We start from the raw sequence: 20,328 nt of genomic DNA, 5'->3' as shown, positions 1-20,328 counted from the left end.
TGCGACGCTAAGCACATTTCACTGCTTTCCTTTCGTCGATGCGCTCACCCTGCCTGTATACGATCGCAATCACAAAATTTCGCGCTGAAAAGGTGCTGATTTTTAGTGTTGTCAATTTGTTGGCGATGTTGATTCATTGGGGTGAAATGTTTTCTTATTTGATAAATAAATATTGAATATCAAAACATTTACCTGGCGAATGTGTGACCTGTTCCACTGTTTATGCTGCGCTGCACTTATTATTATTCCGTTATTTGATAAATTACAAAAATGTTTTAGGCAACGTTTGGTTGTTTATTCACCTTTAATTGATTGAAAGTTAGTCTTTATTGATATTCTGTTGAGGAAGGAAATATTTAAGGTTATCGCCATAAAATAAATTTATTACTGCTATTTTTATTGACGTATATCAGCGAAAAGTCATTAAGGGCGCAAGCTAATGTGTTGATATTATTTGTTTTTTATTGGTTTTTGTAGAGTGTGTAATTAGTGCGAAAAGACGAATTGTGAGTAACAGCACATACCCTTCACGACAATATTGAGTAGAATCCACGGCGTCATAGGGAAATAAGCGCAGAATATTATGAACACTATTATTCTACCGAAAACACAGCACCTCGTGGTATTTCAGGAAGTCATTAAAAGTGGCTCCATAGGTTCTGCTGCAAGACAACTTGGCCTGACGCAGCCCGCCGTCAGCAAAATCATCAACGATATTGAATCCTACTTCGGCGTAGAGGTGATGGTCCGCAAAAATACCGGCGTGAAGCTGACCGCCGCAGGTCAGGTGCTGCTGTCGTACTCTGAGTCGATCACCCGCGAAATGAAAAACATGGTGAGCGAAATCAACAGCCTCAGCTTTAGCACCGTCATGGACGTTTCGTTTGGCTATCCGTCGCTGATTGGCTTCACCTTCCTGTCGGAGATGATCAAAAAGTTCAAGGAAGTGTTCCCGAAGGCGCGCGTTTCGATGTACGAAGCCCAGCTCTCTTCGTTCCTGCCCGCCATCCGCGACGGACGTCTGGATTTTGCCATCGGCACGCTCAGCGATGAGATGCTGCTGCAGGACCTTCACGTAGAACCGTTGTTTGAATCCGAGTTTGTGCTGGTGGCCAGCAATTCACGAACGTGCACCGGATCGACAACCCTGGCATCGCTCACGCATGAACATTGGGTGATGCCGCAAACCGATATGGGCTACTACAAAGAACTTCTGACCACCCTGCAAGACAACCACATCAACATTGAAAACATCGTCCAGACCGATTCGGTCGTCACCATTTATAACCTCGTCCTGAATGCCGACTACCTGACGGTTATTCCTCGCGACATGATTGCGCCGTTCGGTTCCGATCAGTTTATCGTGCTGCCGGTTGAGGACGAGCTGCCCGTGGCGCGCTACGCCGCCGTGTGGTCAAAAAATTACCGCATTAAAAAATCGGCTTCCGTATTAGTCGAGCTGGCTAAACAATATTCATCCCAGAACGACGCGCGACGACGATGTTGAATTGATCTGTTAATCCATCAGAACGTTTTTAAAACACCCAGAGCGGCATTATTGAGGCTCTGAAATCCAGGCTTTGCCCGAAAACAATGAATTATTATAACGAGGATATTATGCACATTACCTACGACCTCCCGGTAACCATCGACGATATTCAGGACGCCAGAAAACGCCTGGCAGGTAAGATATATAAAACCGGCATGCCGCGCTCGAATTACCTCAGCGAACGCTGCAAGGGGGAAATCTTCCTCAAGTTTGAGAATATGCAACGTACCGGCTCGTTTAAGATCCGCGGCGCGTTTAATAAATTAAGCTCGCTGACCGATGCGGAAAAACGCAAGGGCGTAGTCGCCTGCTCGGCGGGTAACCACGCCCAGGGCGTTTCGCTCTCCTGCGCGATGCTCGGCATTGACGGAAAAGTGGTGATGCCGATAGGCGCGCCAAAATCTAAAGTCGCCGCCACGCGTGACTACTCGGCGGAAGTGGTGTTGCACGGCGAGAACTTCAACGACACTATCGCCAAAGTGAGCGAAATCGTCGAGACGGAAGGGCGCATTTTCATCCCGCCTTACGACGATGCCAAAGTCATAGCCGGGCAGGGCACCATCGGCCTCGAAATTCTCGAAGACCTCTACGACGTTGATAACGTAATTGTGCCCATCGGCGGCGGCGGATTAATCGCCGGGATCGCCACGGCGATTAAATCCATTAACCCGACGATTAATATCATCGGCGTGCAGTCTGAAAATGTACACGGCATGGCGGCATCGTATTACGCCGGAGAAATAATGAACCATCGCGTCACCGGCACGCTCGCGGACGGATGCGATGTTTCTCGTCCGGGTAATTTAACCTTCCAGATCGTTCGTGAACTGGTTGATGACATTGTGCTGGTCAGCGAAGACGAAATTCGCGACAGCATGATTGCCTTAATTCAGCGAAATAAAGTGATCACCGAAGGCGCAGGCGCGCTGGCCTGCGCGGCGCTATTAAGCGGCAAGCTTGACCACTACATTCAGGGGCGAAAAACCGTCAGCATTATTTCCGGCGGCAATATCGATCTTTCCCGTGTTTCCCAAATTACCGGCTTCGTTGACGCGTAAGGATGACCTATGAGCAACACTGAAAGCATTACCGTTGGCCAGACAAAAACGTCCACCTGGCGTAAGTCTGATACCACCTGGACGCTCGGCCTGTTTGGCACCGCCATTGGCGCAGGCGTGCTGTTCTTCCCGATCCGCGCAGGGTTTGGCGGCCTGATCCCCATCCTGCTGATGCTGTTACTCGCCTACCCGATTGCCTTCTACTGCCACCGCGCGCTGGCGCGCCTGTGCCTGTCCGGCAGCAACGTCTCCGGGAACATTACGGAAACGGTAGAAGAGCATTTCGGCAAGACCGGCGGGGTGGTGATCACCTTCCTCTACTTCTTTGCGATTTGCCCCCTGCTGTGGATTTACGGCGTCACCATTACCAACACCTTTATGACCTTCTGGGAAAACCAGCTCCAGCTGCCCGCGCTGAACCGCGGCTTCGTGGCGCTGTTCCTGCTGCTGCTGATGGCCTTCGTTATCTGGTTCGGTAAAGACCTGATGGTGAAGGTGATGAGCTTCCTGGTGTTCCCGTTTATCGCCAGCCTGGTGCTGATCTCCCTGTCGCTCATCCCTTACTGGAACTCCGCGGTCATTGACCAGGTGAACCTGAGCGATATCGCCTTCACCGGCCACGACGGCATTCTGGTCACGGTCTGGCTGGGGATTTCCATCATGGTCTTCTCCTTTAACTTCTCGCCGATTGTCTCCTCATTCGTGGTTTCGAAGCGCGAAGAGTATGAGCCAGAGTTCGGGAAGGAATTCACCGAGCAGAAATGTTCCAAAATCATCAGCCGCGCCAGCATGCTGATGGTGGCGGTGGTGATGTTCTTCGCCTTTAGCTGCCTGTTCACGCTCTCCCCGCAGAACATGGCGGAGGCCAAGGCGCAGAACATTCCGGTGCTCTCCTACCTGGCCAACCACTTTGCGTCAATGTCGGGCAGCAAGTCGACGTTTGCCACGGTGCTGGAATACGGCGCGTCCATCATCGCGCTGGTGGCGATCTTCAAATCCTTCTTCGGCCACTACCTGGGCACGCTGGAAGGGCTGAACGGCCTGGTGCTGAAGTTCGGCTACAAGGGCGACAAGAAGAAAGTGTCGGTGGGCAAGCTGAACACCATCAGCATGATTTTCATCATGGGCTCCACCTGGGTGGTGGCCTACGCCAACCCGAACATTCTTGACCTTATTGAAGCGATGGGCGCGCCGATTATCGCCTCGCTGCTGTGCCTGCTGCCGATGTACGCCATCCGCAAAACGCCCGCGCTGGCGAAATACAAAGGCAGAACGGAGAACATCTTCGTCACCGTTGTCGGCCTGCTGACCATTCTGAATATCGTTTACAAACTGTTCTAAACCAAGGCTCAGGATGAGCGGAGCAACACCATGATTGAGTTTCCGGTAGTACTGGTTATTAACTGCGGATCGTCCTCCGTGAAGTTTTCGGTGCTGGACGCCACAAGCTGCGAGGCCCTGGTGACGGGGCTTGCAGACGGTATTAACACTGCAGAGGCCTTTATTTCCGTGAACGGGGGCGAGCCGGTAAAGCTGGCTCGCCAGGACTACGAAGGGGCGCTGGCCGCCATCGCCCTTGAGCTGGAAAAACGCGACCTGATGAGCAGCGTGGCCTATATAGGCCACCGCATTGCCCACGGCGGCGCGCTGTTCAGCGAGTCGACCCCGATCACCGATGAGGTTATTGAGCAGATCCGCCAGGTTTCACCGCTGGCACCTTTGCACAACTACGCCAACCTGAGCGGCGTGGAGGCGGCGGAGCGCCTGTTTCCGAACGTGCAGCAGGTGGCGGTTTTCGACACTAGCTTCCACCAGACGCTGGCGCCGGAGGCGTATCTGTACGGCCTGCCGTACCGCTACTTCGAAGAGCTGGGCGTGCGCCGCTACGGCTTCCACGGCACCTCTCATCGCTACGTGGCGGGCCGGGCGCACGCGCTGCTCGGGCTGTCGCCTGACGACAGCGGGCTGGTGATTGCCCACCTGGGCAACGGCGCGTCCATCTGCGCGGTGCGCAACGGTGAAAGCGTGGATACCTCGATGGGCATGACGCCGCTGGAAGGGCTGATGATGGGCACGCGCTGTGGCGACGTCGATTTTGGCGCGATGGCGTGGATCGCCCAGCAGACGGGGCAGTCGTTTGAGGATCTGGAGCGGGTGGTTAACAAGGAGTCCGGGCTGCTGGGGATCTCCGGCATCTCTTCGGATCTGCGCGCGCTGGAGAAGGCGTGGCACGCGGGGAACGCGCGCGCCCAGCTGGCGATCCAGACCTTTGTCCACCGCATCGCGCGGCATATTGCCGGGCACGCGGCGTCGCTTCACCGTCTCGACGCGGTGATATTCACCGGCGGCATTGGCGAAAACTCAGCGCTAATCCGCGCGCTGGTGGCCGAACGCCTTCAGGTCTTTGGCATCACCCTGGACGAGGCCCAAAACGCCCTGCCGGGCAGCGCGGGCGAGCGCGTGATTTCCAGCGCATCCTCCCGGGTCGCCTGCGCGGCAATCCCGACCAATGAAGAAAAAATGATCGCGCTCGACGCCCTCCGCCTTGGGAAGGTTGCGTCGGCTGCGGCTTACGCCTGATAAAGCGAGAATCTCATGAAAGTAACGATCGATACGGGCGTCGCGCCCTACAGCGACGCATGGGCCGGGTTTCGCGGTGAAGAATGGAAAAACGCCGTTAACGTGCGCGATTTTATTCAGCATAACTACACCCCTTATGAAGGCGATGAAGCTTTCCTCGCGCAGGCGACGCCTGCAACGACGGCGCTCTGGCAGAAGGTGATGGTCGGCATTCGCCAGGAGAATGCCACCCACGCGCCGGTGGATTTTGACACCAATATCGCGACGACGATCACCGCCCACGGGCCGGGCTACATCGACCAGGACCTGGAGACGATTGTCGGCCTGCAAACGGACAAACCGCTCAAGCGCGCGCTGCATCCGTACGGTGGGATCAACATGATCCGCAGCTCGTTCGAAGCCTACGGCCGCGAGATGGATCCGCAGTTCGAATACCTGTTTACCGACCTGCGCAAAACCCACAACCAGGGCGTGTTCGACGTCTACTCCCCCGAGATGATGCGCTGCCGTAAATCCGGCGTGCTGACGGGCCTGCCGGACGGCTACGGGCGCGGGCGCATCATCGGCGACTACCGCCGCGTGGCGCTGTACGGCATCAGCTACCTGGTGCGCGAGCGCGAGCTTCAGTTCGCCGATCTTCAGGGCAGGCTGGAGCGCGGTGAGGATCTGGAAGCGACGATCCGCCTGCGCGAAGAGCTGGCGGAGCACAGGCGCGCGCTGCTGCAGATCCAGCAGATGGCGGCGAGCTATGGCTTTGATATTTCCCGCCCGGCGATGAACGCCCAGGAAGCGGTGCAGTGGCTCTATTTTGCCTACCTCGCGGCGGTGAAATCCCAGAACGGCGGGGCGATGTCGCTCGGGCGCACGGCGACGTTCCTTGATATCTACGTCGAGCGCGACATGCAGGCCGGCCGCCTGAGCGAGCAGCAGGCGCAGGAGCTGATCGACCACTTCATCATGAAGATCCGCATGGTGCGCTTCCTGCGCACGCCGGAGTTCGACACGCTCTTCTCGGGCGATCCGATCTGGGCGACGGAGGTGATCGGCGGCATGGGGCTGGACGGCCGCACGCTGGTAACCAAAAACAGCTTCCGCTATCTGCACACGCTGCACACCATGGGCCCCGCGCCGGAGCCGAACCTGACGATCCTCTGGTCAGAACAGCTGCCGATCGCCTTTAAGAAATACGCCGCGCAGATGTCGATCGATACCTCATCCCTGCAGTATGAGAACGACGATCTGATGCGCGCGGACTTCAACAGCGATGACTACGCGATTGCCTGCTGCGTAAGCCCGATGATCGTCGGCAAGCAGATGCAGTTCTTCGGCGCGCGCGCCAACCTCGCGAAAACGCTGCTGTATGCCATTAACGGCGGCGTGGACGAGAAGTTGAAAATCCAGGTCGGGCCGAAAACCGCGCCATTGCTGGACGACGTGCTGGAGTACGACGCCGTGATGGCGAGCCTGGACCACTTCATGGACTGGCTGGCGGTGCAGTACATCAGCGCCCTGAACCTTATCCACTATATGCACGACAAGTACAGCTACGAAGCCTCGCTGATGGCGTTGCACGATCGCGACGTCTATCGCACCATGGCCTGCGGCATCGCCGGGCTGTCGGTGGCGGCGGATTCTCTGTCCGCCATTAAATACGCCACCGTGAAGCCGGTGCGCGACCATAACGGGCTGGCGGTCGATTTCGTGATTGAAGGGGACTATCCGCAGTACGGCAACAACGACGATCGCGTGGACAGCATTGCCTGCGACCTGGTTGAGCGCTTTATGAAGAAAATTCAGGCGCTGCCGACCTACCGCAACGCGGTGCCGACCCAGTCGATCCTGACGATCACCTCGAACGTGGTGTACGGCCAGAAGACCGGAAACACGCCGGACGGACGCCGCGGCGGCACGCCGTTTGCGCCGGGCGCAAACCCGATGCACGGGCGCGACAGAAAAGGGGCAGTGGCGTCGCTAACCTCCGTTGCCAAGCTGCCGTTTACCTACGCGAAGGACGGTATCTCCTACACCTTCTCGATCGTGCCGCAGGCGCTGGGCAAGGATGAGCCGGTGCGTAAAACCAACCTCGTGGGGCTGCTCGATGGATATTTCCACCACGAAGCCACGATAGAGGGCGGCCAGCACCTGAACGTTAACGTCATGAACCGGGAGATGCTGCTGGATGCCATCGAGCACCCTGAGAACTACCCGAACCTGACGATTCGCGTATCGGGCTATGCGGTGCGGTTTAATGCGCTCACCCGCGAGCAGCAGCAGGACGTGATTTCAAGAACGTTTACGCACGCGATGTGACGCCAGCCAGACCCTAAGCCCCCTCCCGCGAGGGGGCTTTTTTGTGCCCGAAGAACATACAAAATTGTTTATATAATTAATCACACATATTCATCCGCTCTTGAAAAACAATGTGCCTGCTTTTCACTACAACAAAACGTAAGGACAGTAAGATGATGAAAATGACCCGTATTGCGCTGGTGGCTGCGTCCCTGACGGTGTGCAGCTTTGCGGCCCAGGCTGCCAACGTAGATTCTGCCCCGGCTCCGGCGCAGGATCCGCTGGTGCAGCACCTGAAGCTGAGTAAAGATCAGGTGAAGAAGATTGAAAATCTCCACCAGACGCTGGAACAGAACGTCAGCAAAATCCCGATGACCGGCGTTAAGGACGGCGCGCTGATTGAGATGTTCCATGCCGGAAAATGGAATGAAAGCACGGTAAAAAGCCAGCTTTCTGCCTTCAGCAAAATTGAACAGCAGGCGCGCTACTACCGCGTGAAATACTACTTCGACGTCAGCCAGGTATTGACGCCGGACCAGCGCAAGCAGGTGAAGGCCGATATGGCGAAGGCGCTGTCTGAGTGATTTTAGTTTTTGTAGTTTGAAAGAGACCTCACAGAATCATTTAAAATAGATTCTGTGAGGATGGCTTTTCATTGTGCTGAAGTTCGTTCGTTCCATGCATCGGAGAACTGTATATTGCCTTCGCAGTAGGTCCAGATAGCTTTTTCATATCGCAACTGAATAGATTCAAGATGCCCTGTTCCGGGACAATTGCGCGTATCGTTAACGATAGGAGAGATTGAGACGACTTTAACTCCTTCAAGTTCTGTTTTGAAATATTCAACCTCATACCCAGCATCATTAATGCGATAATAGACGATCTCAACTTTCTTTAGGTTTTGTCCCGTAGCGACGGCTTTATACAGATAGGGTGAGGAGCTATCTATTTCCTTTTCGAATAGAAAAGGTGCATGTTTGCGCGTACTGGTTAACTTTCCTGATAAAGGATCTGTTGGGATGCTTAAGTTATGGGTCAACCCCTTAATTTCTATACTACCTTCGCGGTTAAAAACATCAGATGATCCCTTAATCAGTGAACCACCGTCATCATAAAACCAGATATGAACCGGTACAGCCATGTTACAAACTCCTTATATTAATCAATCGTGTATCCATTTTCCCGCTGTAACCGCCTCGGCGAACATTCTTACCGTTAATGGCTTTGAAATTTGCGTTACAGAATTTTTAGTGAACCATTTCCGGAAAAACCAGGTTTGCATCCATGGGAAATAATTCGCTGTTTTAACCTCGATAATATATTTTTTCTCAAATTGATCAATTGCATACATGATATCATCCAGATCGGTATAATCCTGTAAAACATCATCAAGATTGAGAGGAATTCTTTTTCCCGTCAATGTTCCTTGTTCTGGTAAATTGTCTCTAAAGAATTCCAGAACATCAGTTTCACTCGGCATAATCAATAGATCCGGTCTTTGGGATGAGCAATCGTATTATATCGCGACAGGGTTTTGTAACTTATCATTGTAACATCAGCAGCTAATATGGTTATCCCTAAAGCAGGTATCCATCGACCGATAAATGCGCCTAAATTATTTGTATACATTGGCTTTCCATATTTGAAGCTTGCAAGTGTAAGAGTGGGTAATCGGTGTGGTAGCTTCACATTCAGGAGATCTCGCAGGTATTTAGAGGCCACGGACGTTCCTACAGTCGCCGTTCCGGGTTTTGTTCTGGTTTCCAGTATAGGTAAACCAAGAATCATTGTTGCCATCATTACCGCATCCTTTAATCCGCCGAACTGCTCATCGGTGACATCCAGAAAAATCCAAAAAAATAGCTCAGATCCAGAGATATTACATACACCTTTATAAAAGTATGTTCCATTGAGTTCTTCAACGGTATCCATAGCCTAACCCTGCTTTTACTGTGGTTTCTGTCATCTCATCCTATAAAAAAGTGAAGGCATAGAGTAGGGAAGGAATCTTTATAAATTCCGAAAAATGCTCATTTATAATATGATGATTACATGAACTGCATCACATTTAGAAAAATTTTATTTTAAAGTGATAATATGAGGGGTTTTTTACTCCCGAATCAGAAAATCCACAAAAATATTGTGACTTTTTTCTCCCGCGCTCTCGCTATGATCGTTTCACACCAATAACAACCGCCTGCATCCGTCTGGCTCGCTATCGCTGGCAGCCTGAACCTATAAAAATTAAATACTTACCCTACAAAATAAGCGAGTGTCTTATGGATACGGCAACAAACGGCAGTGTGGTTGTGAATGATTCCCCCGCGGCACGGCGGGCGGGAATGAGTGAAAGTGAATGGCGAGAGGCCATTAAATTCGACAGCACCGATACCGGCTGGATCATTATGAGTATCGGAATGGCCATCGGCGCGGGGATCGTTTTTCTCCCGGTACAGGTTGGCCTGATGGGGTTATGGGTCTTTTTACTCTCGTCGATAATCGGCTATCCGGCGATGTATCTTTTCCAGCGTCTGTTTATTAATACGCTGGCGGAATCACCGGAATGCAAAGATTACCCGAGCGTGATCAGCGGCTATCTGGGTAAAAACTGGGGCATTTTGTTGGGCGCGCTCTATTTCGTGATGCTGGTGATCTGGATGTTCGTCTATTCAACGGCGATCACCAACGACAGCGCCTCCTATTTACATACCTTCGGCGTGACGGACGGATTGCTCTCCGAAAACCCGTTCTACGGCTTATTCCTGATCTGCATTCTGGTGGCGATTTCGTCGCGCGGCGAGAAGCTGCTGTTCAAAGTCTCCAGCCTGATGGTGTTGACCAAATTATTCGTGGTTGCGGCACTGGGGCTGTCAATGATTGGACTCTGGCATTTAGCCAACGTCGGCATGCTGCCGCCGATGGGGCTGCTGATCAAGAACGCCATTATTACGCTGCCGTTTACCTTAACCTCCATTCTGTTTATTCAGACGCTAAGCCCGATGGTGATCTCCTACCGTTCGCGGGAGAAATCCGTCGAGGTGGCGCGGCATAAAGCCCTGCGCGCGATGAATATTGCCTTTGGCATTCTGTTTGTAACGGTCTTTTTCTACGCCGTCTCCTTTACCCTGGCGATGGGGCATGATGAGGCGGTCAAAGCCTACGAGCAGAATATCTCCGCGCTGGCGATAGCGGCGCAGTTTATCAGCGGCGACGGCGCGGGCTGGGTCAAAATCGTCAGCGTTATTCTCAATATTTTCGCCGTCATGACCGCCTTCTTCGGCGTCTATCTCGGCTTTCGCGAGGCGACGCAGGGCATTGTGATGAATATCCTGCGCCGCAAAATGCCTGCCGAGAAAATTAATGAAACCACCGTCCAGCGCGGCATCATGCTGTTTGCCATTCTGCTGGCCTGGAGCGCCATTGTTCTCAATGCGCCCGTATTAAGTTTCACCTCAATATGCAGCCCGATATTTGGGATGGTGGGCTGCTTAATTCCGGCATGGCTGGTCTATAAAGTCCCGGCGCTACATAAATATAAGGGTGCGTCGCTGGTGATTATTATCATCACCGGGCTGTTGCTTTGTGTTTCTCCTTTCCTCGCGTTTTCCTGAGGAGTAAATAAGGTCGTAACGATGTCTGAGCAAATGAATCCTTTTTGGCAGTCGTTTATTCGAGCGGTACGGGAAGAAGTTAAGCCCGCGCTGGGGTGTACGGAACCGGTATCGCTGGCGCTGGCCTGCGCGATGGCCGCAGAGCAGCTGACGGGAGAGGTCACGAAGATCGAGGCGTGGGTTTCGCCAAACCTGATGAAAAATGGCCTTGGCGTGACGGTGCCCGGCACCGGAATGGTCGGGCTACCGATTGCGGCGGCGCTGGGGGCGGTTGGCGGTAACGCGCAAGCCGGGCTGGAGGTATTAAAAGATGCCTCCGCCGACGCGCTGGCCCGTGCCAAAGCGCTGCTTGAGGCCGGGCAGGTGCAGGTGAAGCTGCAGGAGCCGTGCGATGAGATCCTCTACTCCCGCGCCTGCGTGCACGCCGGTGATGCGTCCGCAATGGTAACCATCGCCGGCGGCCATACGCGCGTGGTGGAGGTGGTGTTCGAGGGCGAAACGCGCTTTACGCTTGATGAGCAGCGAAATGCGGTGAACGACGATCCGCTGGCGGCGCTCGCGAACGCCACGCTGTCTCAGATCGTGGAGTTTATTGAGCAGGTTCCGCTTGAGGCGATACGCTTTATCCTGGAGGCGGGGCGGTTAAACGACGCGCTTTCCCGCGAGGGGCTCAGCGGAAGCTGGGGCCTGCACGTGGGTGCGACGCTGAATAAACAGCGCTCGCGCGGATGGGTGGCGCAGGATTTGGGTTCGGACATTGTGATCCGCACCAGCGCGGCCTCGGATGCGCGAATGGGCGGCGCAACGCTTCCGGCAATGAGCAATTCGGGATCGGGAAATCAGGGGATCGCCGCCACCATGCCGGTGGTGGTGGTGGCGGAGCACGTCCAGGCCGATGATGAACGCCTCGCCCGGGCGCTGATGCTCTCGCATCTGTCGGCGATCTATATCCACTACCAGCTTCCGCGCCTGTCGGCGCTGTGTGCGGCCACGACGGCGTCGATGGGGGCGGCGGCGGGCATGGCGTGGCTGCTGGGCGGGCGCTACCGGACGATCGCCATGGCGATCGGCAGCATGATCGGCGACGTCAGCGGAATGATCTGCGACGGCGCGTCCAACAGCTGCGCGATGAAAGTCTCGACCAGCGTCGGCAGCGCCTGGAAAGCGGTGATGATGGCGCTGGACGATACGGCGGTCACGGGTAACGAAGGCATTGTGGCGCACGACGTAGAGCAATCTATCGCCAACCTGTGCGCGCTGGCGTGTCGTTCAATGCAGGCGACGGATACGCAGATTATCGAGATTATGGCGAGTAAGGTGTAAAGCATTCCCCTCACCCCAACCCCTCTCCCCAAAGGGGCGAGGGGCTCGATCGTTCCCTCTCCCCTTTGGGGAGAGGGTTAGGGTGAGGGGTAAGGTTTAATCACACCGGCAAATCAATCAGCAGCGCGCGCAGCGGCGTGTCGGCAACAAGCGTGATATTCGCTTCATCACGAATAAACGCGCCATCGCCGCAGGTGAGCGCTTCTTTCTCCTCCGCGTGCGTGACCGCATGCACCGTGCCGTGAATCGATTGCAGATAAGCGCGCGGGCCGTGAAGCTGGAAGCTCGCCTGTTCGCCTTGCTTCAGCTCAATATGGTGTAGCCATACCTGCTGGCGCAGCTGCAGGCTGCCTTTACTGCCGTCCGGTGACGCAATCAGCTGCTGCTTATCGTCCGTGAGATCTATCTTCTGCACCAGCGGGTTTTCCCGCTCCGGGCAGGCATCCAGCCACAGCTGCATGCGGGTCAGCGTTTTATCTTTGCTGAGATTATGCTCGCTGTAGCTCATGCCGGGCTGCGTTGAAATCAGTAACGCTTCGCCCGCCTTGGCCTGGACATGATTGCCCTCGCTGTCGCGGTATTCTGCCTCGCCTTCCAGGATCAGGTTCAAAATATCGACTTTCGGATACGCGCGCGGCTGGAAGGAGGCGCCCGGCGCGAGCACTTCCTGGTTTAACACGCGCAGAGAGGCGTACCCGAGGAGTTTAGGGTCAAAGTAGTGTCCAAAAGAAAAGGTGTAGCGGGCCTGCAGCCAACCGAAATCGGCTTGTCCGCACTCTTTTGCCGTTCTTGTCGTAATCATAAACTTGACCTCTCTTTACACTAAAACAATGGTAAAGGTATGGACGCTTCATTGTTAGCCAGATATTCTGCCCGGTATGTTCAAATTTCCTGAATGAGAACGAGATGGCTAAAGAGAGAGCATTGACGCTTGAGGCACTCCGCGTGATGGACGCCATTGACAGGCGTGGCAGCTTTGCGGCAGCGGCAGATGAACTGGGGCGCGTACCGTCTGCCCTGAGCTACACCATGCAAAAGCTGGAAGAGGAACTGGACGTAGTGCTCTTTGACCGTTCGGGTCATCGAACAAAATTCACCAATGTTGGCCGCATGCTGCTGGAGCGCGGGCGCGTGCTGCTGGAAGCGGCGGACAAGCTGACGACCGATGCCGAAGCGCTGGCGCGCGGTTGGGAAACGCATCTGACGCTGGTCACGGAAGCACTGGTGCCGACCGAGGCGCTGTTCCCGCTGGTGGATCGCCTTGCGGCTAAGGCTAACACCCAGCTGTCGATCATCACCGAAGTGCTGGCAGGCGCGTGGGAGCGCCTGGAAACGGGCAGGGCGGATATCGTTATTGCGCCGGATATGCACTTTCGCTCGTCGTCAGAAATCAACTCGCGCAAGCTCTACAGCATCATGAACGTCTACGTTGCCGCGCCGGATCACCCGATTCACCAGGAGCCGGAGCCGCTCTCTGAAGTGACCCGCGTGAAGTATCGCGGCGTGGCGGTGGCCGATACTGCGCGCGAGCGTCCGGTGTTAACGGTGCAGCTGCTGGACAAGCAGCCGCGCCTCACGGTGACCTCGCTGGAAGATAAGCGCCAGGCGCTGCTGGCGGGACTGGGCGTGGCGACGATGCCGTACCCGTTCGTCGAAAAGGATATTGCCGAAGGGCGGCTGCGCGTCGTGAGCCCGGAATACACCAGCGAAGTCGATATTATTATGGCGTGGCGGCGCGACAGCATGGGCGAGGCAAAATCGTGGTGTCTGCGCGAAATTCCGAAGCTCTTTGCGCACTACAATAAATAAGCATGTGGGCCCGGCAAGCGTAAGCGCCACCGGGCTATTTTTATGCGTTGAGCTTAGGATCAGGACCAAAGCGGTTTTCGCCCGGCGTCCCGCTCTGACAGTTGAAGATCAGGATCACCAGCCAGCCAATAATCGGGATCAGCACCAGCAGCAGCCACCACGCGGAGCGATCGGTGTCGTGCAGGCGGCGAAACAGCACGGCCCATGACGGCAGCAGTACGAGCAGGCCATAGATCGTCGTCAGTACCCCTTCACCGCTCGCGCGCTCCCAGCCGAGGATCCTGTCGACAATACCCAGCACCATGATGAGGACGAAGTTCACCAGAACGAACATCCAATATTCTTTGCGGCGGGCGCGGCCACCGAATCCAACGTAGTTGCGCAGTACTTTTAAATACCAGTCCATTTTTCCTTGCCTCAATAGTCAGTCAATCACTTGTTTTTTAAGCGATCAAAGTAAGGATAGATGGAGATGGTGAATTAAAAAAGGGCATCTACCCGTCATACTTCACGTTGCCTGTGCGTTGGCTGTCCTCGCTCACCCCAGTCACGTACTTATGTACGCTCCTGGGGATTTGCTGCGGAGCCGCCTTCATGCAACACGAATTATTTAGGGTATATATACAGAATATTTATCCAAAACGGACGTCGCGCCCGTGCGGCTCATCCAGATCCTGCCACGGACCGATGGAGATAATGCCCGTTGGGTTAATGGTCTTGTGGCTGCGGTAATAGTGGGTGCGGATGTGGTCAAAATCGACCGTTTCGGCAATGCCGGGCATCTGATAGATGTCGCGCAGGAAGCCGTACAGGTTCAGATAGTCGCTGATCCGGTGCTTGTCGCACTTAAAGTGGGTGACGTACACCGGATCGAACCGCACGAGCGTGGTCCACAGGCGAATATCGGCTTCCGTCAGGCGATCGCCCGTCAGGTAGCGATGCTGGCCGAGGATCTGCTCCAGGCGTTCCAGTGATTCAAACACCTTCCCCACCGCTTCGTCGTAGGCTTCCTGGCTGGTGGCAAACCCGGCCTTATAGACGCCGTTGTTCACGTTGTCGTAGATCCAGCCGTTCAGCTCGTCAATTTCATCGCGCAGTTCAACCGGGTAGTAATCCCCGGCGCGGGCACCGTGGGCGTCAAACGCGGTGTTGAACATACGGATGATTTCAGCCGATTCGTTGCTGACGATAGTCTGGTTTTTCTTGTCCCAGAGTACCGGGACGGTCACGCGTCCGGTGTAATGCGGATCGGCGCGAAGATAGAGCTGGTAGAGGAAATCGTGGTGATAGAGCTCGTCGCCCGTTGCGGCCGGGAAATTATCGTCAAAGGTCCAGCCGTTTTCCAGCATCAGCGGGTTAACTACCGAAACGGGGATTAACGACTCCAGCCCCTTCAGCTTGCGGACGATCAGCGTGCGGTGCGCCCACGGGCAGGCGAGGGAAACATACAGATGATAGCGGTCTTTCTCGGCCGCGAAGCCGCTTTCGCCGCTCGGGCCCGCCGCGCCGTCGGCGGTTAGCCAGTTGCGGAAGGCCGAAACGGAGCGCTTGAAGCGACCGCCGGTGGATTTGGTGTCATACCAGACATCCTGCCAGACGCCGTCTACGAGTTGTCCCATTTTTTTCTCCTCCGTCAGATAGCAAAAGCGAGGAGAGATCTCCTCGCTTTGTGTTCAATCAGTATAGCGTGCTTACCACTTCTTATTCAGAACGCGGTCGATGCTGAATGCGCCAGGACCGGTGATAGCCAGCAGCAGGAAGCCGCCCGCGATGGTCAGGTTTTTCATGAACATCAGGGAGTTCACGCCTTCCGCAAAGTTGCTGTGGAAGATGAACGCCGTCAGCAGGGTGAAGCCTGCGGTGAACAGCGCGGTGGTGCGGGTCAGGAAGCCGAACAGAATGGCCAGTCCGCCGCCAAACTCAAGAAGGATGGTCAACGGCAGCAGGAACCCCGGCACGCCCATCGCTTCCATGTACTGCTGGGTACCCGCATAGCCGGTGATTTTGCCCCAGCCCGCGGTGATAAACAGAATTGGCATCAGAATACGCGCTACCAGAACACCAACATCTTCTAATTTTTTCATTTTACTCTCCAGGAAACCGCTTTGACGGCTAATTATTTTTTATGTGCAAATTCGGTGAGATACCGCGTATTTGCTGTCGATGGAGAGGAGTGTAAACGGGGCGGTTGGCAATTGTTAGCAAGGAAAACTGTCAATCTTTTTCAAAGAAATTGAGTAAAAAGGCGTGCGGGCTGGTGCCCTCATCCCATCCCTCTCCCACAGGGAGAGGGTGCAAAACAAAAAACGGTAACCAGGGTTACCGTTTTGCTTTTATCACCGTAGCTGCTGCTTGCGCAGCGTTGTCTTCACCAGACGCCATGCGCTCCAGGCGCCAAAGCCGCGGCGGGCCCAGCGGACCAGCAGATTGGGATGACGTATGGTCCAAATCGCCATCACGCTGCTGCCCACCAGCGCCCACGAGCGCAGGCTCAGGATCGTATTCCAGCCGCGATCGTAACGCTCCGTTAGCGCCAGCCAGTCACGGCGGCTGGCGGACAGATCCAGCCGCTGCTGCTGGATCTGGCTTAGCAGGTATGCTTTTCGCTTTTGACGTTCGGCTGTGCTGCTCACGGCTTGTCATCCTCCAGCAGCGCGCGGTCGTTGGCAAGCTCCTGGCGCGTATGGCGCAGGAACGTGGACTGGCGCGCTTTACGCATCGTCCACAGACCGCCAATCAGCGCGGCGACCAGCAGGACAACGGTGGTGGCAATCATCGCATTCAGCCGATACTGCGGGTCAATGGCCCAGATGATCAGCACCATCAGGCTCATCAGCCCAAATGCGGCGAAGAGCATGGTCAGCCCGAGCATTAGCAGCATCTGGAAAAGGTTCGCTTTCTCCTCTTCCAGCTCTACCACCGCCAGACGAACTCGCGTTTCGGCAATGCCGACCAGCGTGGTCAAAATACGCTGGCCGATGCCGAGGACGTTTTTAGCAGGCCCTTGTGCGTGACGAGGATCTTCCATAATTAACGACGCGTCAGCAGAACGCCCAGCACGACGCCAATCGCGGCGCCAATGCCTACGCCGGTCCACGGGTTATCACGCACGTATTCGTCTGCACGCGCCGCGGCCTCGCGGGTCTGTTTTGCCAGCGCATCGCCGGTTTCACCCAGACGATAGCGGCTCTCTTTCAGCGCGCTTTCCGCTTTGCTGCGCAGCTTGCTCAGCTCTTCTTTCGATTTATCGGTCGAGGAGTTCAGCACCTCTTCCAGCGTATCGGCCAGGGATTTCAGTTCAGCGCGCAGATTTTCTGAAGTCGTATCTTTTGACATGATTCTCTCCTGTTGAGATTTCCGTTAACTCAATAATCGCGAGCTTCCAGCGCTTTCAGGTCATCCTGCGCCTCTTTCAGCTTTCTTTCGCGCTTGGTAATTTTATCCGCATCACCTTTCTCTTTCGCTTCCTGCAGGTCTTGACGGCGCTCGGCTATCTCGTCCTTCTGTTCAGCGATTTTTTTCTGGTGGTCGGCACGCAGCTGGCTGTCCGTGCAGTTGGCTTTTACTTCGCTCAGCGCTTTTTTCAGCCCGTCGATCCGGTGCTGGTTGTGATGCTTTTCGGCATAACTGATTTCACGCTGTATATCCTGTTCCTTCTCCTGACAAAGAGAGTTCGCGAAGGATGCTGTGCTTAACGAAAAAAGGGCCAGAGCCAGAGTGATGCGGTATTTCATTATTGAAACCTTCCATTGTGTGACGGCAAACCTGGAGGTATTGCCGTTTTCCAAAGTCATGCGGAGAACATTTGAGGGGTGCTCCGCGTACTTAAGCATAGTAAGTAAACGGCATATTCACCAAAGTCAGTGAAAAGATTCGGAATCCTGGTAATTAACCAAACCGATGCGATGTGTCGCGTAAGCGTGACAGCCACGCCGCTGGCTGGCTGTCATCATCCTGCTGCGCAATGATGTACCCCTGCGGCAGCGTGCGGTCCAGCACCGCTTTTGCGGCGGCGCTTTGCGCACTGGAGTCAAATTTTATCAGCAAAACGTCGTCCTGCGGCGTGATGCTTTTAAAGCGGATACCGTTTGCATCCAGGTGATGCCAGATGGAAAAACCGTCCGGCACGCTGGCGCCCTGGTTCACGGGACGAATCGCCAGCGTAGATTCTTGATGCTGCAGCGCAGTCCAGAGCAGAACCAGCGTGCTGAACATAATCAGCGCAGCAAGAGCCCAGGAAAAACGACGAAGCGCGCGCGGTGAGATAGCCATGGTTAGCCCTTGGCCCCGTATTTTTTCTTCCACAGCACCACCAGCGAGCCGACCAGGCCAAAGACCAGCAGCACCACCGGAAGCAGCATCAGGCATGACATCAGCTGATCTTCGTATTTCATAAACACCGGCGTTTTGCCCAGCGCGTAGCCCAGCGTGGTGAGGATCAGCACCCACAGCAGGCCGCTCATCCAGTTGAAGAACTGGAAGCGCGCGCTGCTCAGGCCGGAAAGGCCAGCAATGGTTGGCAGCAGCGTTCGCACGAAGGCAATAAAGCGGCCCATCAGCAGCGCGGAGAGCCCGTGCTTGTGGAATAAGTGGTGCGCGCGCTGGTGGTAATGTGCGGGAAGATGCGAGAGCCAGTTTTGCACAATGCGCGTGTTACCCAGCCATCGTCCCTGGATATAGCTCACCCAACAGCCCAGGCTGGCGGCAATCGTCAGCAGCAGAATAGTTTGCGGAAAGGCCATCGCCCCTTTCGCGCACAGGACGCCCACCAGCACCAGCAGGCTGTCGCCCGGTAAGAACGCGGCAGGCAGCAGTCCGTTCTCAAGGAACAGAATCATAAATAAAACGAAATAGAGCATGCCAATCATGGACGGGTTGGCCAGCGTTTCGAAATCCTGAGCCCATAAGGCATTCAGTAGTTGGGTCAAAAGTTCCATTCAGTGTTCCTGGAAATCGGTTAACGTCACGCCTGTTATCCGGGAAAAACAGTACGGCGACATTCTAGTGATTTCATTATGGTCGCTCGCGGACACATGGGTGGTGGCCAGAACTGTTCCCTGTTAATTGGCTGGTAAGCAAGCACTAACTTACTAGAAAGCAAATTGAATCCAATTGTAACAAAGCCCAACGATTCTCGTCACAGAAATTGCATGAGCAAACTGATTTTGGCGTAAGCCCCGGAAGTGAGCGAGGGATTTTACAAAGGCTGACACAATATATGTTTTGCTTACCCACCGGCGCAGGAGTGCGCAGCGATGGGCTTTGTCAGCGAAGCGGGGCGCTATTTTGCCTGACTGGTGGCCGTATCGAGGTGAACGACAGGATTATCGGCAAAAAGATAGCGGTCAGCGTTAAATTCGAAGTCGTCGCTGGTTTCGTTAAACAGCATCTGTTTGGTATTTTCCAGGTGCTGCCACATTGCCAGCTTTGCCGCGTGTGGGTCTTTGCGAATCAACGCTTTAAGAATTTGATCGTGATCGTCACACCAGTTATCCACGGTGCGTGAATCGATATGATCGTGCAGTTTTTTCCAGTACGGGTTGTGAACGCGCTGAGTCCACATTTTTTCCACGATTGCCGCAAGCGCCGTATTTTGCGTTGCCAGCGCAACCTGAACGTGGAACTGCAAATCCCACTCTGAATCGCGGAAACATTTTTCCTTACGCGCTTTCTCCTGGATTTCCATCAGCTTCATGATGTCCTGCTTGGTCACCTGGGTGGCGGCAAACTCGGCAATGTTGCTTTCAATTAGCTGGCGGGCCTGGAGCAGCTCAAACGGACCGTAGCTGGCAAATTCCAGGCTTTCGTCCGGGACGGGCGAGTGTTTGGCCTGGTTGGAAATCACGTGGATGCCGGAACCTTTGCGCACTTCGACATAGCCTTCTACCTCCAGCATGATGATCGCTTCACGCACTACGGTGCGGCTGACGCTTTTTTCATCCGCGATAAAGCGCTCGGCGGGGAGTTTGTCACCAACAAGATAGACGCCTTGCTCAATGCGATCTTTCAGCTCAGCGGCAAGTTGCTGATACAAACGGCGGGGTTCGGTGATTTCCATATGCGCTCCAGGCAGGGTACGGCGGAGTATTTGTTATACCACTTTTGCAGG

General features: G+C 54.8%; 23 protein-coding genes. 9 read left to right on the top strand and 14 right to left on the bottom strand.

Going from position 1 to position 20,328, the window contains the following annotated elements; all coding sequences use genetic code 11:
* The first annotated feature begins 583 nt into the window (after nucleotides 1-583).
* The 6 genes from tdcA (at nucleotide 584) to V1599_RS21640 (ending at nucleotide 8,060) form a co-directional block, all read left to right on the top strand.
* Complete coding sequence (gene tdcA / locus V1599_RS21665) at nucleotides 584-1,507, top strand: transcriptional regulator TdcA (RefSeq protein ID WP_395300836.1); 924 nt, start codon at nucleotides 584-586, stop codon at nucleotides 1,505-1,507.
* 110 nt (nucleotides 1,508-1,617) lie between these two features.
* Entirely contained in the window at nucleotides 1,618-2,607 is a 990-nt protein-coding gene (gene tdcB, locus V1599_RS21660; RefSeq protein WP_395300835.1) for a bifunctional threonine ammonia-lyase/L-serine ammonia-lyase TdcB, read from the top strand.
* 9 nt (nucleotides 2,608-2,616) lie between these two features.
* Nucleotides 2,617-3,948 carry a threonine/serine transporter TdcC gene (tdcC, locus tag V1599_RS21655; protein ID WP_112010852.1) on the top strand — a complete coding sequence of 444 codons (1,332 nt, stop codon included), beginning with the start codon at nucleotides 2,617-2,619 and terminating at the stop codon, nucleotides 3,946-3,948.
* Between the two features lie 30 nt (nucleotides 3,949-3,978).
* Complete coding sequence (tdcD, locus tag V1599_RS21650; RefSeq protein WP_395300834.1) at nucleotides 3,979-5,187, top strand: propionate kinase; 1,209 nt, start codon at nucleotides 3,979-3,981, stop codon at nucleotides 5,185-5,187.
* A gap of 15 nt (nucleotides 5,188-5,202) precedes the next feature.
* Nucleotides 5,203-7,497 carry a formate C-acetyltransferase gene (gene pflB, locus V1599_RS21645; protein ID WP_395300833.1) on the top strand — a complete coding sequence of 765 codons (2,295 nt, stop codon included), beginning with the start codon at nucleotides 5,203-5,205 and terminating at the stop codon, nucleotides 7,495-7,497.
* A gap of 152 nt (nucleotides 7,498-7,649) precedes the next feature.
* Entirely contained in the window at nucleotides 7,650-8,060 is a 411-nt protein-coding gene (locus V1599_RS21640; RefSeq protein WP_112010849.1) for a Spy/CpxP family protein refolding chaperone, read from the top strand.
* Between the two features lie 68 nt (nucleotides 8,061-8,128).
* Here the strand turns inward: V1599_RS21640 and V1599_RS21635 are convergent, their stop codons facing one another.
* From V1599_RS21635 to V1599_RS21625, 3 genes are read right to left on the bottom strand one after another with little or no spacing between them, the layout of a single operon-like run.
* Nucleotides 8,129-8,617, bottom strand: coding sequence for an Hcp family type VI secretion system effector (locus V1599_RS21635; protein WP_395300832.1), 489 nt, complete (start codon nucleotides 8,615-8,617; stop codon nucleotides 8,129-8,131).
* A gap of 21 nt (nucleotides 8,618-8,638) precedes the next feature.
* Nucleotides 8,639-8,956, bottom strand: a complete 318-nt coding sequence (locus V1599_RS21630) for a DUF1493 family protein (protein ID WP_395300831.1) — start codon at nucleotides 8,954-8,956, stop codon at nucleotides 8,639-8,641.
* 2 nt (nucleotides 8,957-8,958) lie between these two features.
* A complete protein-coding gene (locus V1599_RS21625; RefSeq protein WP_395300830.1) occupies nucleotides 8,959-9,408 on the bottom strand; it encodes an STM2901 family protein in 450 nt (149 codons plus the stop codon).
* 347 nt (nucleotides 9,409-9,755) lie between these two features.
* Here V1599_RS21625 and V1599_RS21620 point away from each other — a divergent pair, with 347 nt between their 5' ends.
* Nucleotides 9,756-11,087, top strand: coding sequence for a hypothetical protein (locus V1599_RS21620; protein WP_297116431.1), 1,332 nt, complete (start codon nucleotides 9,756-9,758; stop codon nucleotides 11,085-11,087).
* 21 nt (nucleotides 11,088-11,108) lie between these two features.
* Complete coding sequence (locus V1599_RS21615; protein WP_395300829.1) at nucleotides 11,109-12,410, top strand: serine dehydratase subunit alpha family protein; 1,302 nt, start codon at nucleotides 11,109-11,111, stop codon at nucleotides 12,408-12,410.
* A gap of 100 nt (nucleotides 12,411-12,510) precedes the next feature.
* Here V1599_RS21615 and V1599_RS21610 read toward each other — a convergent pair whose 3' ends face one another.
* A complete protein-coding gene (locus V1599_RS21610) occupies nucleotides 12,511-13,212 on the bottom strand; it encodes a pirin family protein (RefSeq protein ID WP_297116425.1) in 702 nt (233 codons plus the stop codon).
* A 104-nt stretch (nucleotides 13,213-13,316) separates the two neighbouring features.
* Between V1599_RS21610 and yhaJ the strand changes: the two genes are divergently transcribed.
* Nucleotides 13,317-14,219: a DNA-binding transcriptional regulator YhaJ gene (gene yhaJ / locus V1599_RS21605; protein ID WP_112010846.1), complete on the top strand. Its 903-nt coding sequence runs from the start codon at nucleotides 13,317-13,319 to the stop codon at nucleotides 14,217-14,219.
* A gap of 40 nt (nucleotides 14,220-14,259) precedes the next feature.
* Here yhaJ and V1599_RS21600 read toward each other — a convergent pair whose 3' ends face one another.
* The 10 genes from V1599_RS21600 to exuR all read right to left on the bottom strand — a co-directional run bounded on the left by V1599_RS21600 (nucleotide 14,260) and on the right by exuR (nucleotide 20,277).
* A complete protein-coding gene (locus V1599_RS21600) occupies nucleotides 14,260-14,625 on the bottom strand; it encodes a DUF805 domain-containing protein (RefSeq protein WP_112010845.1) in 366 nt (121 codons plus the stop codon).
* 226 nt (nucleotides 14,626-14,851) lie between these two features.
* Entirely contained in the window at nucleotides 14,852-15,838 is a 987-nt protein-coding gene (locus tag V1599_RS21595; protein WP_112010844.1) for a glutathione S-transferase family protein, read from the bottom strand.
* Between the two features lie 72 nt (nucleotides 15,839-15,910).
* Nucleotides 15,911-16,303, bottom strand: a complete 393-nt coding sequence (locus V1599_RS21590; RefSeq protein WP_012135240.1) for a DoxX family protein — start codon at nucleotides 16,301-16,303, stop codon at nucleotides 15,911-15,913.
* Between the two features lie 252 nt (nucleotides 16,304-16,555).
* A complete protein-coding gene (locus V1599_RS21585; RefSeq protein WP_112010842.1) occupies nucleotides 16,556-16,852 on the bottom strand; it encodes a YqjK-like family protein in 297 nt (98 codons plus the stop codon).
* The gene (locus V1599_RS21580; RefSeq protein ID WP_112010841.1) at nucleotides 16,849-17,247 is read right to left on the bottom strand and encodes a phage holin family protein; all 399 of its coding nucleotides are present in this window, start codon (nucleotides 17,245-17,247) and stop codon (nucleotides 16,849-16,851) included. The genes V1599_RS21585 and V1599_RS21580 overlap by 4 nt, the downstream gene beginning before the upstream one ends.
* A gap of 2 nt (nucleotides 17,248-17,249) precedes the next feature.
* Entirely contained in the window at nucleotides 17,250-17,555 is a 306-nt protein-coding gene (locus tag V1599_RS21575) for a YqjD family protein (protein ID WP_112010840.1), read from the bottom strand.
* A gap of 29 nt (nucleotides 17,556-17,584) precedes the next feature.
* The gene (locus V1599_RS21570; protein WP_112010839.1) at nucleotides 17,585-17,953 is read right to left on the bottom strand and encodes a DUF1090 domain-containing protein; all 369 of its coding nucleotides are present in this window, start codon (nucleotides 17,951-17,953) and stop codon (nucleotides 17,585-17,587) included.
* 154 nt (nucleotides 17,954-18,107) lie between these two features.
* Nucleotides 18,108-18,491 carry an EnvZ/OmpR regulon moderator MzrA gene (gene mzrA / locus V1599_RS21565; protein ID WP_112010838.1) on the bottom strand — a complete coding sequence of 128 codons (384 nt, stop codon included), beginning with the start codon at nucleotides 18,489-18,491 and terminating at the stop codon, nucleotides 18,108-18,110.
* A gap of 2 nt (nucleotides 18,492-18,493) precedes the next feature.
* Nucleotides 18,494-19,156, bottom strand: coding sequence for a DedA family general envelope maintenance protein YqjA (gene yqjA, locus V1599_RS21560; protein WP_112010837.1), 663 nt, complete (start codon nucleotides 19,154-19,156; stop codon nucleotides 18,494-18,496).
* A gap of 344 nt (nucleotides 19,157-19,500) precedes the next feature.
* Nucleotides 19,501-20,277 (bottom strand): transcriptional regulator ExuR, encoded by a 777-nt coding sequence (exuR, locus tag V1599_RS21555; RefSeq protein WP_112010836.1) that lies wholly within the window; start codon nucleotides 20,275-20,277, stop codon nucleotides 19,501-19,503.
* Nucleotides 20,278-20,328 lie beyond the last annotated feature (51 nt).

Origin of the sequence: Enterobacter sp. ECC-175 (genome assembly GCF_043968675.1) — a bacterium.
Taxonomy (GTDB): Bacteria; Pseudomonadota; Gammaproteobacteria; order Enterobacterales; family Enterobacteriaceae; genus Enterobacter.
Note: the sequence above shows the minus strand (reverse complement) of the source record. Positions and strands in the feature narration are given on the sequence as shown.